Annotated in this window: 15 protein-coding genes; 2 read left to right on the top strand and 13 right to left on the bottom strand. The window is 70.5% G+C overall.

Annotated elements, in window-relative coordinates:
- The 8 genes from Ate02nite_RS48940 to Ate02nite_RS25085 form a co-directional block, all read right to left on the bottom strand.
- Positions 1 to 2,363: GH39 family glycosyl hydrolase (locus tag Ate02nite_RS48940; protein WP_239147660.1), on the bottom strand; the 2,363-nt coding region annotated here is incomplete at its 3' end.
- Positions 2,360 to 3,871, bottom strand: coding sequence for a glucoamylase family protein (locus Ate02nite_RS25115; protein ID WP_203809627.1), 1,512 nt, complete (start codon positions 3,869 to 3,871; stop codon positions 2,360 to 2,362). The genes Ate02nite_RS48940 and Ate02nite_RS25115, both read right to left, overlap by 4 nt.
- Before the next feature lie 10 nt (positions 3,872 to 3,881).
- Positions 3,882 to 4,706 (bottom strand): carbohydrate ABC transporter permease, encoded by an 825-nt coding sequence (locus Ate02nite_RS25110; RefSeq protein ID WP_203809625.1) that lies wholly within the window; start codon positions 4,704 to 4,706, stop codon positions 3,882 to 3,884.
- On the bottom strand, positions 4,693 to 5,580 hold the full coding sequence (locus Ate02nite_RS25105) for a carbohydrate ABC transporter permease (RefSeq protein ID WP_239147659.1): 888 nt from the start codon (positions 5,578 to 5,580) through the stop codon (positions 4,693 to 4,695). The genes Ate02nite_RS25110 and Ate02nite_RS25105 overlap by 14 nt, the downstream gene beginning before the upstream one ends.
- 10 nt (positions 5,581 to 5,590) lie before the next feature.
- Positions 5,591 to 6,859, bottom strand: a complete 1,269-nt coding sequence (locus Ate02nite_RS25100; RefSeq protein WP_203809621.1) for a sugar ABC transporter substrate-binding protein — start codon at positions 6,857 to 6,859, stop codon at positions 5,591 to 5,593.
- Positions 6,856 to 7,854: a LacI family DNA-binding transcriptional regulator gene (locus tag Ate02nite_RS25095; protein ID WP_203809619.1), complete on the bottom strand. Its 999-nt coding sequence runs from the start codon at positions 7,852 to 7,854 to the stop codon at positions 6,856 to 6,858. The genes Ate02nite_RS25100 and Ate02nite_RS25095 overlap by 4 nt, the downstream gene beginning before the upstream one ends.
- Before the next feature lie 112 nt (positions 7,855 to 7,966).
- Positions 7,967 to 8,815: a TylF/MycF/NovP-related O-methyltransferase gene (locus tag Ate02nite_RS25090; protein WP_203809617.1), complete on the bottom strand. Its 849-nt coding sequence runs from the start codon at positions 8,813 to 8,815 to the stop codon at positions 7,967 to 7,969.
- 75 nt (positions 8,816 to 8,890) lie between these two features.
- Positions 8,891 to 9,823, bottom strand: coding sequence for a nitronate monooxygenase (locus tag Ate02nite_RS25085; RefSeq protein ID WP_203809615.1), 933 nt, complete (start codon positions 9,821 to 9,823; stop codon positions 8,891 to 8,893).
- A 48-nt stretch (positions 9,824 to 9,871) separates the two neighbouring features.
- Between Ate02nite_RS25085 and Ate02nite_RS25080 the strand changes: the two genes are divergently transcribed.
- Positions 9,872 to 10,195 (top strand): hypothetical protein, encoded by a 324-nt coding sequence (locus Ate02nite_RS25080; protein ID WP_203809613.1) that lies wholly within the window; start codon positions 9,872 to 9,874, stop codon positions 10,193 to 10,195.
- Positions 10,196 to 10,321: 126 nt separating this feature from the next.
- Here Ate02nite_RS25080 and Ate02nite_RS25075 read toward each other — a convergent pair whose 3' ends face one another.
- Positions 10,322 to 11,188 (bottom strand): dihydrodipicolinate synthase family protein, encoded by an 867-nt coding sequence (locus tag Ate02nite_RS25075; RefSeq protein WP_203809611.1) that lies wholly within the window; start codon positions 11,186 to 11,188, stop codon positions 10,322 to 10,324.
- A gap of 125 nt (positions 11,189 to 11,313) precedes the next feature.
- On the opposite strand from Ate02nite_RS25075, the gene Ate02nite_RS25070 reads away from it, so the two are divergent.
- Entirely contained in the window at positions 11,314 to 11,847 is a 534-nt protein-coding gene (locus Ate02nite_RS25070) for a hypothetical protein (RefSeq protein ID WP_203809609.1), read from the top strand.
- Here the strand turns inward: Ate02nite_RS25070 and Ate02nite_RS25065 are convergent.
- The 4 genes from Ate02nite_RS25065 to Ate02nite_RS25050 form a co-directional block, all read right to left on the bottom strand.
- Positions 11,755 to 12,651, bottom strand: coding sequence for a helix-turn-helix transcriptional regulator (locus Ate02nite_RS25065; RefSeq protein ID WP_438871247.1), 897 nt, complete (start codon positions 12,649 to 12,651; stop codon positions 11,755 to 11,757). The two genes, Ate02nite_RS25070 and Ate02nite_RS25065, sit on opposite strands and share 93 nt — an antisense overlap.
- Entirely contained in the window at positions 12,608 to 13,069 is a 462-nt protein-coding gene (locus Ate02nite_RS25060) for a hypothetical protein (protein WP_203809607.1), read from the bottom strand. The genes Ate02nite_RS25065 and Ate02nite_RS25060 overlap by 44 nt, the downstream gene beginning before the upstream one ends.
- Positions 13,066 to 14,481 (bottom strand): GGDEF domain-containing protein, encoded by a 1,416-nt coding sequence (locus Ate02nite_RS25055; protein WP_203809605.1) that lies wholly within the window; start codon positions 14,479 to 14,481, stop codon positions 13,066 to 13,068. The genes Ate02nite_RS25060 and Ate02nite_RS25055 overlap by 4 nt, the downstream gene beginning before the upstream one ends.
- A 158-nt stretch (positions 14,482 to 14,639) precedes the next feature.
- A complete protein-coding gene (locus Ate02nite_RS25050; RefSeq protein WP_203809603.1) occupies positions 14,640 to 15,305 on the bottom strand; it encodes an endonuclease VII domain-containing protein in 666 nt (221 codons plus the stop codon).
- Between the last annotated feature and the right edge of the window lie 108 nt (positions 15,306 to 15,413).

The raw sequence follows: 15,413 nt of genomic DNA, 5'->3' as shown, positions 1-15,413 counted from the left end.
CTGCCGGATGCCGCGCCGGATGCCGCGCCGGATGCCGCGCCGGATGCCGCGCCGGATGCCGCGCCGGATGCCGCGCCGGATGCCGCGCCGGATGCGGGGACCTTGGATGCTCCGCTGCCGCTGCCGCTGCCGCTGCCGCTGCCGCTGCCGCTGCCGCTGCCGCTGCCGCTGCCGCTGGAAGCCGCGCCGTCGGCGGGGGTGTCCGACGTTGTTCTGCTGGCGGAGGCGTCGGGAGGCGTGTCAACGGCGTGGACGGCAGGCGGTGGGGCGGGGGTGGGGGCGTCGGCCTTGCTGTGGTCGAGGGTGCTGTTCCACAGCAGGACGCCTAGGCCTCCGTCGAGGTAGCGGGACGCCCACGCCTCGACCAGGCTGTCGGCGCCGTCGCCGGTCAGGGTTGTCGGGAGTTCGGCGTCGCCCAGGCGTTGGGCCAGCCACAGGGCCCAGTACTTCGGTTTGGCCAGGTTTCCTACCGTGAGCAGGCCGAAACCGCCGTGCAGCAGCCGTTGCGGGCGGCCCAGCTCTTCGAAATGGTCGGACGCCACCCATGGGGCCAAGGCCTCCATCCGGCCGGCGGCCGAGTGCATGCCGCGTAGTAGGAACGCGGCGGCGAAGACGCTGTCGTTGACCTTGCTTCCGTGGGTGGCAGTTACGCCCCACTCGGTCCACAGGATCGGGCGGCCGGCTGCCCACGGGCGCAGGTCCAGGGGGACGGTGCCGTAGACGTGGGTGGACAGGAAGTCGACCGGGGCGTCCACCTGCAGTTGGTCGTCTATCCAGCCGACCGCGGCGGTCGCCGGGCCGCCCACCTGCAGGTGCGGATCCACCGATTTGATGGCCTGGGCGGCCTCGATGTAAAGCCGCCAGTACTCGGCGGGGGTGCCGGACCAGAAGACCGACAGGTTCGGTTCGTTCCAGACCTCGAAACGCCACCGCTCGCGCAGCTCCGCCAAGCCGTAGCGGTCGGCCAGGTGGGCGGTCAGGGCGTGGACCAGGTCCGCCCAGCGGGACCAGTCGGACGGTGGGGAGATGATCGCCCGGTAGGCGAAGACGGTGCGGGACGGGTCGGCGGCCAGGGCGGCCGGCATGTAGCCGAGTTCGACCACCGGCACCATGCCCAGGTCGCGGATGATGTCGTAGACCTGGTCGAGGCGGCTGAAGTCGTAGCCGGACTCGCGGTAGACGCCCAGGTCGTCGCCGAGGATGTGGTGCGCCCGCACCGACCGGACGCCCAGCTCGTCGTGCACCCGGCGCAGGGCCTCGCGCAGCTCCGCGCCGATCGGGCGGCCGCTGGTCTCGTCGGTCTCCAGCAGGTGGCTGAGGTGTTCGGAGCCGACCATCTCCTGCCACACCCGATGCAGCGGCGTCGCCTGACCACCAAGGGCCACGGTCACGCTCGGCGCCGCGTCCGCGGCGGTCGCGGCACCCGCCGAGACCACCGCGGACGCGGCCTGTCCTGCGGCCTGTCCTGCGGCCTGTCCTGCGGCCTCCGCGAACACCGTGGAAAGGGCGGGTGCCGCGGTCTGCGTGGAAAGGGCGGGTGTCGCGGTCTCCGTGGAAAGGGCGGGTGTCGCGGTCTCCGTGGAAGGGGTGGACACCGTCGACGGAGCCGACGCTGCGGTCTCCGGGGACGCGGCGGGTGATGTGGCCTCCGCAGACACGGTCGAAGCTGCCAACGCGGATGCGGCCGGCGGCGGGGACGTCGGGGACGCGGCGGGGCCGGCGGACGCGATGGCGGCTGGGGTCAGGCGGGGGCCGCTGGGCGCGTGCCGGGAACCCAGGGCCGCGATCTCGACGGCGAACGAATCGGCTTCGGGTGGCATGTCCTGCGCGAACCGGGCCGGCGACGAACCGGAGCCCGGCGACCCGTCCGGCGTGGGATTCGCGCCGGGACCGGAGGCGTGGAGAGCGTCCCCCGGGTCGTGGGTGAGGCTTGCGGCGGCGGGTGGACGACGGGTGCCCAGGGCGGTGCCCTCCACGTCGAGCGCGGGATGGGACGTTACCGGGACCGGCTCGGACAGCGGGCCTATCGCGTTCACCGTCTGCAGGGCGGCTATCGCGTACCAACCCCCTCGGCCGGCGGTGGTGTCCGCGTAGGGGCCGTGCGGGACGGCCAGGACGTCGCCGCCGCCGTGGTCGACCACGGCGAACGGGCCGGACGGGGTGTCGGCTCGGTGCACCGCGTAGCCGATGGCGCCGGGCACCAAATCCCAGGCGATGGTCACCTGGCCCCGGCCCTGCACGGCCGTGACGCCACTCGGGGCCGGCAGGTCGGCGTGTACGGGGGCGCCGGCGGTGCGGTCCTGGGCTCCGCCGCCGCCCATCAGGGCCGCCCACTGGGTTCGGGCCTGCTCCTCGATCGTCACGGGCGACCACCGGCCAGCTGCGGCAGCTTCTGCCCGGCGGGGACGTTGAACGTCTCCTGGGCCAGCAACGGGCGCACCGCCCGTTCGAACTGGGGGGTGACGAAGGCTCGGCGCAGCACGTCGTCGGCCAGGGCGTTACCCAGCGCGCCCATGATCATGGCCTGGTCCAGGGACAGGTAACGCTCGGCTAAAGTGCCGGATCTCGTCGCCACGGCGTCGTAGAAGCCTCCCGGGCCGTACGCGTGCAGGTTGTTCTTGATGTTGGCCAGGTTTTTGACCGCGGCTTTTTTCGCGTAGGGCAGGGCCAGGAACGTGGCGTGCGGGGTGATCACGCCGTCGCCGTAGACCGCATCCGGGCCCGGGGGGCGGCAGGTGCCGAAGCCGGCGTCGTATTTGCCGCCCTGCACATCGGACGGGTAGCCGTCGGTGTCCATGCCCATCGCGTCGACGCCGTAGGCGGCGTATCCGCCGAACGGGTTCGACGCGGGGGAGAAGCCCCAATAGCCGTAGCGGGCGTCGGAAAGTCCGTGCTCGATCTGTGCGGCCACCGTCGCCGGATGGTTGCGGCCCCAGCTGTTCGGGCCCCACTTCTCCTCGGGGACGAACAGGTCGGGCATGAGGGCCTCGAACATGTCGCCGCCCCAGCTCGGCACGAACGTGATGCCCCGGTAGCGGTACGAGCCCTCGTAGACGGAACGGCCCAAGTGCGTGGTCGTGAAGCCCTGCGGCTGCATCTCCTGCCAGGCGTAGTCGCAGCTGTCGGGCAGGGTGCGCATCGTGTCGAAGTAGGCGGTGGCGGGGATCTGGCCGGCGCCGATGCCCAGGTAGGTGGCGATCCGCGGCTCGGTCACGGTGATGTCGTAGTGGTTGCAGGTGAACCAGACGCCCTGCGGCAAGGAAGGAACAGAGCAACCCGGCGGCTGCGTATCCCAGAAACCACCCCGGATCAGGCCACGGGTGCCGATCGGGGTGGTGGCGGCCGGGTTGAAGAAGAAGCCGAAGTTCATCGAGGCCAGGATCCGGTACGCCGTCGCGCGAAGCGACGGCTCGGCGCCGGCCACGACCCGCAGGCCGGCCGCGAGCCAGCCGTTGTCCACCGACGACAGGAACGGCGTGACCGTCGACCCGTCCTCGGGCCAGGTCAGCACGACCGCCCCGGTGCGCGGGTCGTACCAGTTGTAGTACATGCCCGATGTGTCGTGATGGCGCAGCCCCCCGAGCGTGTCGAGGGTCCGGGAGATCCGGGCGGTGGCCTCCCGCGGCGAGATGATCCCCAGCGAGCGGGCCACCACGGCCGACCACATGTAGCCACCGATGTTCGTCGGTGAGGTGTAGGTCGACGGCACCGACAAATCGCCCGAAATGTTATCGGCAACCAGGCCGGTAGCCGGGGAGGTCATCGCTACCAGGGAACGCCACGTATCCCGGGCATAGCCCTTCAGCGGGTCGGGGGAGGCCGCCGCGGTGGAGCCGGCGAGCAGCAGCAGGACAACCAGGAGACGTCTCATCAGAACTGCCTCACTTCAATCCGGTGGTCGCGATGCCGCGCAGGAAATGCTTCTGCAGCACCAGGAAGACGATCAGGACCGGCAGGACCACCACGACCGCCCCGGCCAGCAGCAGGCCGAAGTAGATGCGGTTCTGCCCGATGCTGTAGAGCGCGAGAGCGACCGGCAGCGTGTACTTGTCGTCGGTGGTGGCCACGACGAGGGGCCACAGGAAGTTGTTCCACGACGCCAGGAACGTCAGGATGCCCAGCGTGGCCAGGGCGGGCCGGCACAACGGCAGCACGATCCGCCAGAAGATCCGCCACTCGCCGGCGCCGTCGACCCGGGCCGCCTCGATCAGGTCGTCCGGAATGGCGAGAAGGAACTGCCGCATCAGGAAAACCCCGAAAGGACCGGCAAGAAAAGGCAGGACCAGGCCGGCGTACGAGTTGGCCAGCCCCATGTTGCTGATCAGCACGAACTGCGGCACGAACGTCACCATCCCGGGCACCATCAGCATCCCCAGCACGGTCAGGAACAGCGCCTTACGCCCGGGGAAGTTCAACTTGGCCAGGGCGTAGCCGATCAGCGAGCAGAACAGCAGGTTCCCGGCGGTGACCAGCAGGGCGACGATCGCCGAGTTGGCGAAGTACTGCGGGAAGTTCAGCCGGGAGAACAGGTCCCGATAGTTGGTGAACGTCCAGTGCGACGGCCACCCGGTGGGCGCCGACCGGATCTCCCCCTCGGTCTTGAACGACGACACGAGCATCCACAGGAACGGCCCGACCACCACGACCAGGGCCGCCAGCAGAACGGCGTAAAGGACGATTCGCGCGACCAGATCACGACGTGCCATCGCGGGCCCCCAACAGCCGGAACTGCAACGCCGACAACGCCACGATGGCCACGAACAGCACATAGGAGGCGGCGGCCGCGTAACCGTAGTTACCGAAACCGAACTGGTTGTAGATGTGGTACGACATCGACAGCGTCGACGACAGCGGCCCGCCCTGGGTCATGACGAGGGGTTCCTCGAACAGCTGCAGGTAGCCGATGCCGGTGATGACCGCCCCGAACAGCAACGCCGGCCGCATCAGCGGCAGCGTGATCCGCCGCAACTGCTGCCACCGCCCCGCCCCGTCCAGGGTGGCCGCCTCGTACAGGTCGACGGGGATGCTCTGCAATGCGGCCAGGAAGATCACCATCAGCGAGCCGAAGTTCCGCCACGCCGCCATCGCGATGATCGACCCCAGCGAGGTGCGGGAGTCCTGCAGCCAGGCCGGGCCGTCGATGCCGACCGCGCCGAGCAGGCTGTTGACGATCCCGGCGTCCGGGTCGAGCAGGAACCGCCACACCACCGCGATCGCCACAATGCTGGTCACCACCGGCAGGTAGAACCCGACCCGGAACAGCGCCCGGAACCGGATCAGCCCGGAGTTGAGGCCGTTCGCGGCGGCCATCGCGAGCACGATGGTCAGCGGCACCCCGATCACCACGAACACCAGGGTGTTGACCGCCGCCCGCCGGAACAGGGCGTCCTCGAACAGCCGGGTGTAGTTGCCCAGGCCGACGAAGTTCACCGCCAGGGGATGCCGCAGGTCGGTGGCCCGCAGGTCGGTCACCGACATGACCAGCGACGCCACCACCGGCAGCAGGGCGAACACCAGGAACAGCACGGTGAACGGCGCCGCGAACGACCAGCCGGTCAGTGCCCGCCGCCACCGCGGCACCGTCGCCACCTCAGGCCCCGGTCCCGATCGCGTCGGCCTGCTGCTGCACGCTCTTGAGCGCGGCCGCCGGGTCCTCGCCGCCGACACACACCTTCTCCACCTCGGTGTCGAACACCGCCGCCACCTGCTCCCACGTCGGGAACGCCGGCGGGGCCTTGGCCGACTTCAACTGCGTACCGAAGACCTGCAGGAGCTTGTCGCCGGACAGCGCCGGATCGTCCCAGGCCTTCTGCACCGCCGGCAGGTCGGTGGCGGTCTGATACCACTTCACCTGCACCTCCGGCTTGGACAGCCAGGCCAGGAACTTCCACGCCGCGTCCCGGTTCCTCGCGTCCTTGAACACCGCGATGTTGCTGCCGCCGATGAACGACGTCGACGACTTCCCGGCCGGCATCCCCACCACCGAATACTTGGCGGCGAAGTCCTTGCCGCCGGCCTCGTTCAGGATGCCCACGTGCCAGGGCCCGGACATGAACGCGCCGATCTCCCCCTTCACGAACGCCGGCTCCAGAGCACCCTGCGGCAGATTGTCCGGCGCCAGCTTCTTCGTGAAGAACGACTGGTAGTAGGTCAGCGCCTCCGTCATGGCCGGGGTGTCGAACGTGTACTTGCCGTCGGCGGAGATCTCCGCGCCGTTGGACCAGGCGAACGGCAGCACCGACTGCCAGCTGCCCGTCTTGCCCGGCTGAACGTTCAGGCCCCACTTCGCGCCGGCCTTCGACTGCATGGCCGCCGCCATCGCGGTCAGGTCGTCCCACGTCTTCGGACCGTCCGGGAAACCCGCCTTCGCGGCCAGATCCGTGCGGTAGTAGATGCCGCGGGTCTCCACATACCAGGGCACCCCGAACGACGTGCCGTCCACCACGGTGGTGTCCCACGCACCCGGGAAGAACGCGTCCTTGCCGATCAGGTCGGTCGGGGTCGGGTCCAGGGCGCCGGTCTTCGCGAACTCACCCTGCATCGTCGTGCCGATCATCGACACGTCCGGGGTCTGCTTCGCCGCGATCGCACTGGCGATCTTCTGATGCGCCGCATCCCACGGCACCGCCGTCACGGACACCTTCGCGTCCGGGTTCTCGGCGGTGAACGCCTTCGCGAACTCCGCGAGCTTCTCACCTTCGGTACCCATCGCCCAGACGGTGATGTCCCCGCTGGCCTTACCCTCGCTGACCGCCTTCGCGGTCTCGGTGTCCGCACTCGAGCCGCGGCCGCAGCCGGCCGCGACGCTCAGCGCCAGCGCCGCGGACGCGGCGACGGCGACGAAAGATCGATGGTTCATCGGTGAACCTCCGGGGAGTGGATGCCGCAGCTGCGCCGGACGACCAGCTGCGTCGCAAGCACCCGCCGCCGGGGGGCGGCGGGCACGTCGGTGTCTTCGGTGATGCGCCGGTGCAACCAGCGCGCGGCGGTCGCGCCGAGCTCCCGCATCGGCTGCCGCACCGTCGTCAACCCGGCGAACCGGGCGGCGAGGAGGTCATCCCAGCCGGTCACGGCCAGATCCTCGGGAACCCGCAACCCGGCCTTCTCGGCCGCCAGCAGCACACCCAGCGCGATTTCGTCGTTCGCGCACACCACGGCCCGGCCTGGCTGCAACGCCGCCTGCTCACCAGCTTCAAGATCAAGACCCGGTGTGCGTACGAGGTGGGGAGGCTCCTGCTGTTGGGACAAGGCCTGGCGTACGCCGTCCCAGCGGCCCCGTACGTCGGGGGCGATGTCCGGGTCACCGACGAACGTGAACCGGCGGTGACCGTGCTCGAGCAGATGCTCGACCAGGTTCTTCGCGGTGCGGGCGTTCCGGGCGCGGACGGTGTCCACGCCGGGCACCGGGTCGCGGGCCAGCGCCACCACCGGCACCGCCAGGGACGTGATGACCTCGTCCGGGACGGTCTGGCCCATCACGGTCAGGCCGTCCACCCGGCCGGCCAGCTCCCGCACCGCCGCCTCGGCGTCGTCGCGGCCGCCGGTGGCCAGGATCAGCACACTGGAACCGAACCCGGCGGCGGCCGCCTCGTAGCCGAGGATCACCTCGGCGTAGTACGGGCCGACCAGATCCGGGAAGACGATCCCGTTCGCCGCGTGCCGGCCCTCAGCCAGCGAGCGGCCCAGCCGGCTCGGGGTGAAGTTCAACTGCCGGGCCGCCGCCTGCACCCGTTCCCGGGTCTGCGCGGTGACCAGGTCGGAGTCGCGCAGTGCCCGCGACACGGTGGCGATGGAGACGCCCGCCAGCTGCGCCACCTGGTAGATCGTCGCCTTTGAAAGCGCTTTCATCGCCATCGCCGGAACGTAACCCCGGCGTAATACTTGCGAAACTCGGGGAATTCACGGATTCACAATCCGCGATTTCCCCCAAAAAGAAGCGGGCCGCCTCTCGGCGGCCCGCTCGGTGTCAGTGTCCCCAGTTGTCCGGGGGCTTGATCGCCACCCGGCCCTCGTCCATCCGCAGCAGCAACAGCGGCAGGCCGGTCTGCTCCAGCCACTCGTCCACGGCCCGCTTCGCGCCGTCCCACCAGCCGTAGTCGTCGAGCAGCAGCACCCCGCCCGGCACCAGCCGCGGCCACAGGTGCTCCAGCTCGTGCTTGGTCGACTCGTACCAGTCGGTGTCCAGCCGCAGGATGCTGATCTTCTCCGGCACGTGCGCCGGGATCGTCTCCTCGACCTTGCCCTTGTAGTAGTGGATCTTGTCGTCCGGGTAGCCGGACAGACCCATCGTCTCCTGCACGTCCTCCAGGGACGCGTACGCCCACACACCGGAGGTGATGTCGCTGGCCGCCAGCATCTCGGCCGCCGACTTGCCGTCGTGCCGCTTGTCGTGCTCGCTGGGCTCGCTCATCCCCTCGAACGTGTCGTAGAGGTGCAGGTCGCGGCTGGTGTCGCCGTTCTCCTGCAACACCTTCGCGATCGCCAGCATGCTGCCGCCGCGCCACACCCCGCACTCCACCACGTCACCCGGGATGTTGTTCTGGGCGACATAGCGGGTCGCGGAGATCAGGGCGTGCAGCTTGCCCGGGGAGGTCATCGTCCGCGGCTTTACCGCACGGATGATCGCCCGCGCGCCCTCGTCGTAGTCCGCCGGGAACTTGATCTCGGGAGCTTCCGCCGTTTTCGGTTCCGGCTTCGGCTCGGGTTTCGGTTCCGCCTTGACGACCGGCGGTTTCGGCTGGGCCACCCGCGCACGGCGGATTTCGTAGCCGGTCAGGCTTTTCAGCACACGATTGGCGCTTTTGCGAACGGTCACGGCGCGTAATGTACTGAGATCCACAGCACATGAACAAGGGGTGCCCAGGAAGTTGATAGGAAGGTACCGATTGCCCTATTGGTGGGGGCTCACCCGGTCGAGTGCCGCCCGCGCCTCCGCTACCAGGTCACCGACCAGATTTTCGGCCCCCGGCAGGCTGTCGATCAGGTCCACCCCCTCGCCTGCCCAGACCGGAACAGGCGGGATGACACCGTTCGTCAGGTCCCGCTGATACTGCACCTGATCGGTGGAACCGCTCTCCAGGTAAGGGTGACCGAGCGTGCGCGCGAGGTAACGATCCGGCCACGCCGAGCGGCGGGCGACGTCGAGCAGCCGGCTCCGGACGGTGTCGTCACCCCGCCCGGCCAGGATCGCCGCCGTGATGACCGGATCGACCAGGGCCTCGGTGGTCGCCTGGAACCGGGTGCCCAGCAGGGCGCCGGACGCTCCGAGGGCCAGGACCGCCGCCAACCCGCGGCCGTCGGCGATGCCGCCGGCGGCGAGGACCGGCACATCCCCGGCCAGATCCACCACCACGGGTACGAACGGCAACGTCGACCGGCCCTTGCGCGCTCCGTGCCCGCCGGCCTCGGTGCCCTGCGCGACAAGCACGTCAGCCCCGGCGTCGAGGGCCCGTTTCGCCTCGCCGAGGTCGCCGACCTGCACGATCAGCCTGGCCCCGGCCGCCTTTATCGCCGCGGCGAACGGTGCCGGGTCGCCGAACGACAGCATCACCGTCCGGGCGCCGCGGTCGAGCACGCGCTGCACCGCGGCCACGTCGATCGCCCAGGTCAGGAAGCCCACGCCCCACGGCTTCCCGCAGGCGGCCAGCGCCGGCAGCTCCCGGTCCAGCCACGCCGGGTCCCCGTCGCCGGACCCGAGCAGGCCCAGCCCGCCACCCTGCGACACCGCCGCAGCGAGGGCCCCGCCGGCCGACCCACCCATCGGTGCCAGCGCGATCGGATGCCGCACCCCGAACATCCGGGTAAACCCCGTCGAAAACCCCATCCCCGTATCCTCCCGCGCCGGACCTATGTGGATGGTTAGATCGTCGGCGTGAGTAGCGACTTCGCGTTCTGGAAAGTGTGCCGGGGCGACCCAGGGGAGGTCTTCGACGGGCTGGCCGACGGGCTCACCGGGGCGCTCGAGGCGAGCACCGACGTGTTCGGGTTTCGCGAGCAGCTGCTGACGCGGTGGCCCGACCTGGTCGACGTGCTCGAACCGGCGGTCGAGGACCTCCTCGACGTGCCCGGGAACGCCGCCAAGTACGTGCTGCTCACCCTGCCGGTCGGCATGCTCGGCCGGCTCGACGACATCTTCGAGCTGGCCGGGCGGTACGAGTTGAGCGGCTACAGCGGAGTGGCCGACGAGGCTTTTTGATCTTGTCGCGGGCCCGCCCGGCGGCGGCGCGCGGAGCGTTCGCCCGCACCCGGCCGGCACTGCTCGGCGGGACCGTCCGATGCCCGTATCTGTAAGGAAAGCCGGCGGCGGATCGCCTGGCTGTGGTCAGCGGGTTTCCGGCAGCAGCCGAAGGGCTTCCGCGGTGGATTCCTTGGTGGCGGGCAGCAGGGGCAGGCGGACGCCGGGGGTGGGGATGTGGCCCTGGGCGTGCAGCGCGGCCTTGATCACCGTGGGGTTGGGCTCGGCGAACAGCGCGGCCGACAGCTTCGACAGGCGGTGACCCAGCGGGCGGGCCGTGGTCGTGTCGCCCTGCCGCCACGCCGTGATCAACCTGGCGAAATCGGACGTCGCCAGGTGGGCGGAGGCCAGGATGGCGCCGTGCGCGCCCAGCGCCAGCAGCGGCGAGACGACCAGGTCGTCGCCGCCCAGGATGGCGAAATCCGGCGGCGGATCGGCCATCAGGGCGATCACGTCGGGGTCGATCGCGCCGGTCGCCAGCTTGATGCCGCGGACGCCCTCGATCGCGGCGATCCGGGTCAACGCTCGTGCCGACAAGGGCTGGGCGGTGCGGTAGGGCACGTGGTAGACGATCAGCGGGACCGGGCTCGCCTGGGCCAAAGCGGTCAGGTGGGCGATGACGCCGTCCTCGCCGGGGCGCAGGAACGGCGGCACCAGGCTCAGCGCCGCCGCGACCGCCGGGCGGTCGGCCAGCACCCGCAGGTCGTCGGGGGTGTTCGCGCCCACCGTCAGCGGGGCCTCGTGCTCGCGGCAGACCGCGGCCAGCAGATCGAGGACGTCGCGGCGTTCCTGGGCGGTCAACGCGCCGGGCTCGGCGGTCGTGCCCAGCGCGACCAGGCCGGACGCGCCCGCGGTCAGGACCCGGCGGGCCAGCGCCTCCAGGGCCGGCAGGGCCACCGCGCCGGAATCGTCGAACGGGGTGATCATCGGGACGTGCAGGCCGGTCAGGAGCATGCCTCCCACCGTGCCCGGCCCGGACGGGTTAGGTCCAGTTAGTTCTGCTGGCGGATGTTTAAGCGGGACTTACTTATGGCTTATATCTCCGGGTACGTGCAGCGGGTGCTGAGTATCGTGAGCTGATGTCCTGGGGAGTGTCCACTGCCGACCGGGCCGCGGTGTTCGGGTGCGACGCCCTGTCCGGGCCGCCGCCGGCCGAGCAGTGGTTCCGCGGCCTGACCGTGGACGCGCCGCGGCCGGTCGTGTTCCGGTGGCTGCGCCAGTTGCGGGTCGCGCCGTACAGCTACGACTGGGTCGACAACCGCGGCCGCCGCAGCCCCCGCACCCTCACTCCCGGCCTGGATGAGCCGGCCGTCGGGCAACGCTGGATGACCATCTTCACGCTCGCCGCGGTCGACCCGGGCAACTCACTGACCTTCCGGATGACCGCGCCGCCCGCCGTGCGTGCCTTCGGGCCGCTGACCCTGACCTACGCCCTGTTCGGCTCGGCGCCCACCCGGCTGGTGGTGAAGATGAACCTCGGCGTGCACGGCGACGGCCCCGTGCACTGGGCCCGCCGCCGGTTACTCGACTGGCCCGACCTGGTGATGATGCACCGGCAACTGTCCAACCTGCGTGACCTCGCCGAACGCCTGGGTGCCGAGCACGACCGCTAACGCCAGCCGTTCCGCGTCGGGGGTGCCCGGCTCGGCCGTGTAGACGGTGATCCGCAGATCGTCGGTGGCCACCACCAGGGTGTCGCAGTCCAGGGTGATCCGGCCCACCGGATGATCGACCACCTTGTGCTTGGACGGCTCGGCCGGCATCGGCGGCGCGTCCGCCTCCCACAGCTCACCGAACCGCGGGCAGCCGCCGCTCAGCTCGGCGATCAGCTTCTGCAGCTCCCGGTCGGCCGGATAACGCGACGCGGTCATCCGCAGATCGGCCACCAGCAACGCCTCGTGGTCGGCCTGCTCCTGGGCGGTGTGCACGACCCGGTTACGCAGCCCGGTCAGGTTGCGCCAGATCGTGTTGCGTTCCAGCCCCCGCCACCCCGAGGTGTCACCCATCAACGCGTCGTACGGCGCGTTGGCCAGCACCAGCGTCCAGCTCGCGTCGTAGACCACCACCGGGGTGTTCGACAACCGGTCCAGCAGCCGCTGCACGCTCGGCGTGACGTGTGACTTCACCACGTCGAGGCCCGGGGTCGCGTGCCCCGCCAGCCGGTAGAGCAGGTCACGCTCCGCCCCGGACAACCGCAACGCCCGGGCGAGGGCCTCCACCACCTGCGCCGACGGTGCGGTGGCCCGGCCCTGCTCGAGCCGGGTCAGATAGTCGGCCGAGATTCCGGCCAGCCCCGCCAGTTCCTCCCGGCGCAGCCCGCTCGCCCGGCGCCGGCGCCCCACCGGTAACCCGATGACGTCGGGCGCGACCCGATCACGCCAGCGGCGAACCATCCGACCGAACTCCCACGTCTCCACGGGGTTCAGTCTGCGCGCCGGGCGGCGGTGGTGTCCTGGCCCTGTTGGTCCTAGGAGACAGGCGCAGGCTGAGCTGCCAGCTTCGCCAGGCGGCGACCAGGGCCAGCGGGATCAGCGCAATTCCCGACACCACGGCGCCGCCGACCGCCGAGGTGACCACCTGCCAGGTCACCACGACCACGACGGCCACCTGGCCGAGCACCGCCGGCAGGAACATCAGCCGGGCCCACCACGGGGTGTCCGGCTCCGGCGGGGAAGCCCGCCAGCCCGCATCGGAACCGCCCCCGAACGCGATCAGGAACGGCACCACGACCAGCAGCATGAGCGCGACGGTCCCGCGATCCGGGCCGCCCGCCACCAGCACCACCACCATGGCGGCCACCGTGGCCACCAGGATCCCCACCACCGGACGTCTCACACCGCTATCGATACCTCATCTGTCAAGGCCTGCGGGTCGTCGCATACGGTCCGGTCCCGGCCGGTCGCCTTCGCCCGGTAGAGGGCGCGGTCGGCGCGGCTCACCAGCTCGTCGGCGGACTCGGACCCGTCGAACACCGCGAGGCCGGCCGAGAAGGTCTGCCCGCGCGGGCTCACCGCGCGCAGCCGTTCCACGATCGCGGTCGCCTCGTCGACGTCACGGCCGGCCAGGACGATGCCGAACTCCTCGCCGCCGTAGCGGGCCAGCAGGTCCTCGTCGCGCAGCTGCCCGGTCCAGGCCGCGGCCGCCTCCTTCAGCAGCAGGTCGCCGGCCGGGTGCCCGTACTCGTCGTTGAATTTCTTGAAGAAGTCGAGGTCGATCATGCCGACCACCACGGGGTGCCCGGCGCGGCGGGCCTTCGCCAGCTCGCGGTTCAGGCGGTCGTCCCAGGCCCGGCGGTTCGGCACCCCGGTCAGGCCGTCGTGGTGGGCCAGGCCCTGCATCTGCCGGGCCAGCCGGTGCATCTGGTCGAGCAGCAGCTTCATCCGGGCCACCACCAGCAGGAACAGCACAGCGCTGCCGATCGCCACCGCGGCCCAGTCGACCCGGCCGTGCTGGAACACCCCCTGCGCGGCCAGGATCGCGGGCGCGAGCAGTGACGCCACGGTGAGCAGAGTCAGCCGCGGCATCGTCAGGGTGACCTCGTCGCCGGTTGCCGGCTTGTCGACGTCGGCCATCCGCGGATGCAGCGCGGCCGCCGCGGTGAGCAGGTAGGTCAGCAGCCAGCCGCTGTCCAGGTAGCCGATCTCGACGCCGGCCAGCTGCGCGATGCTGTAGGTGACGTCCGGCAGCAGCCGGGTTACCTGGGCGAGGACGAGCAGCTGGTTCGTGCGCAGCCGGAGCGCGCCCGGAGTGGTCGCCGAGCGCACGGTGAGCGTGATGAGCAGGACGTCGAGTACCGGGTAGGCGAGCGACACGAGCTGATCGGCCAGGCCGGCGTGATCGCCCATGCTGATCGGCCGCACCCAGAACGACCACGCCGGCAACGCGAGAGCGGTCGACAGGATCCAGGCGTCGATCATCCCGACCCGGTCCCGGCCCCGAGTGCGGCGCAGGACCATCGTCCCCAGGCCCGCGATGCTCACCGGGTAGGCGGACAGATAGAACAGGTCGGCCCAGCCCGGGTACGGGTCGATGTGCGCGACGTTCTCCAGGTAGTCGTAGACGGCGTCGCCGGTCACCGACAGGGCCATGCCCGCCAGCAGCAGGTACCACATGAGGGGCCGCTGCGGCCGGCGCCGCCGGATCGCCACCAGCATGACCACGCACGAGACGACGCCGATGCCCTCGAAGCAGAGCGAGGCCGGCCACGTGCCGTAGGCGAGCCAGGGGTAGCTCAGGGCGACAGGCACGCCGAAGACCAGCATCCACACCCATGCCGGCGTGCCGCCCAACCTCTTCACACGCTGGCTATCGGCCGCTCGGCACCACCACTTAATTATCGGATTGCTATTAACAGCAATCCGATAATCCAAAAACGGACATGACGGGCAGTACACCATAGTGACTGTTATGGGCGGCTGGGTTGATCCAGAACCTCGAAAACGCCGGTCGGGGAGACGACGGTCCTCGTGGTGCCCTCCGCGATACGGATCTCGTAGCCGTCGATCCGGATGGTGACCGGGCCGCGGAACTGGACCGTCCGCGCTTTGATCGGGCCGAGAATCCGTAGGCGCGTCAGCTGCGGCTGCGGCCGGGGCTCAGGCAACTCTCGGGCGAGGTAGGCGGCCGCCGCGCGAAGGACCTCGGGCGAGTCACCGGCGTTGCCGATCAGCACGTTGCACTTACTGCAGAGCAGGCCACGCACGCGGCCCGTACGGTGACAGTGATCCACGACGAGGCGGACCCCTTCGGCGGGTGGGCTGCCGTCCGATCGGGGCCGCCCGGTGCGCACCGGGCCGATGTCGTCCTCGTGGATGCCGCAGATCTGACACCGGTGCCCCTGGGCCGCACGGAGCGCGTCGTACTCGGCCGGGAGCAACCCGTACTTCTGCCGGAGGTTGTCGGCGCGGCGTTCCTCGGGCTCGAGGAACGCCCGGCGGGCGCGGTTTGCCAGCCGACCGCGCTCGAGACAGGCCGAGCAACTCTGGGTGGGACGGCCCGACGCCGAGACGAACTCCGCGCTGTCCTTCTCGACGTGGCAGCGGGGACATCGACGGGCACCCGATTCGAACATGTGTTCAAGTTAGGTCGGGGGTCGGACAAAACCTGAGTACGTGAACTCTGTCGGGGTGCAACCGGGGCGGAGGATTCTGGGCGGACTCGCACGCACTGACCTGGAGGA

The sequence above is a fragment of the Paractinoplanes tereljensis genome, from assembly GCF_016862435.1.
GTDB classification, from domain to species: domain Bacteria; phylum Actinomycetota; class Actinomycetes; order Mycobacteriales; family Micromonosporaceae; genus Actinoplanes; species Actinoplanes tereljensis.
The sequence above is the reverse complement of the archived record's forward strand: the minus strand, read 5'-3'. Positions and strand labels throughout refer to the sequence as shown.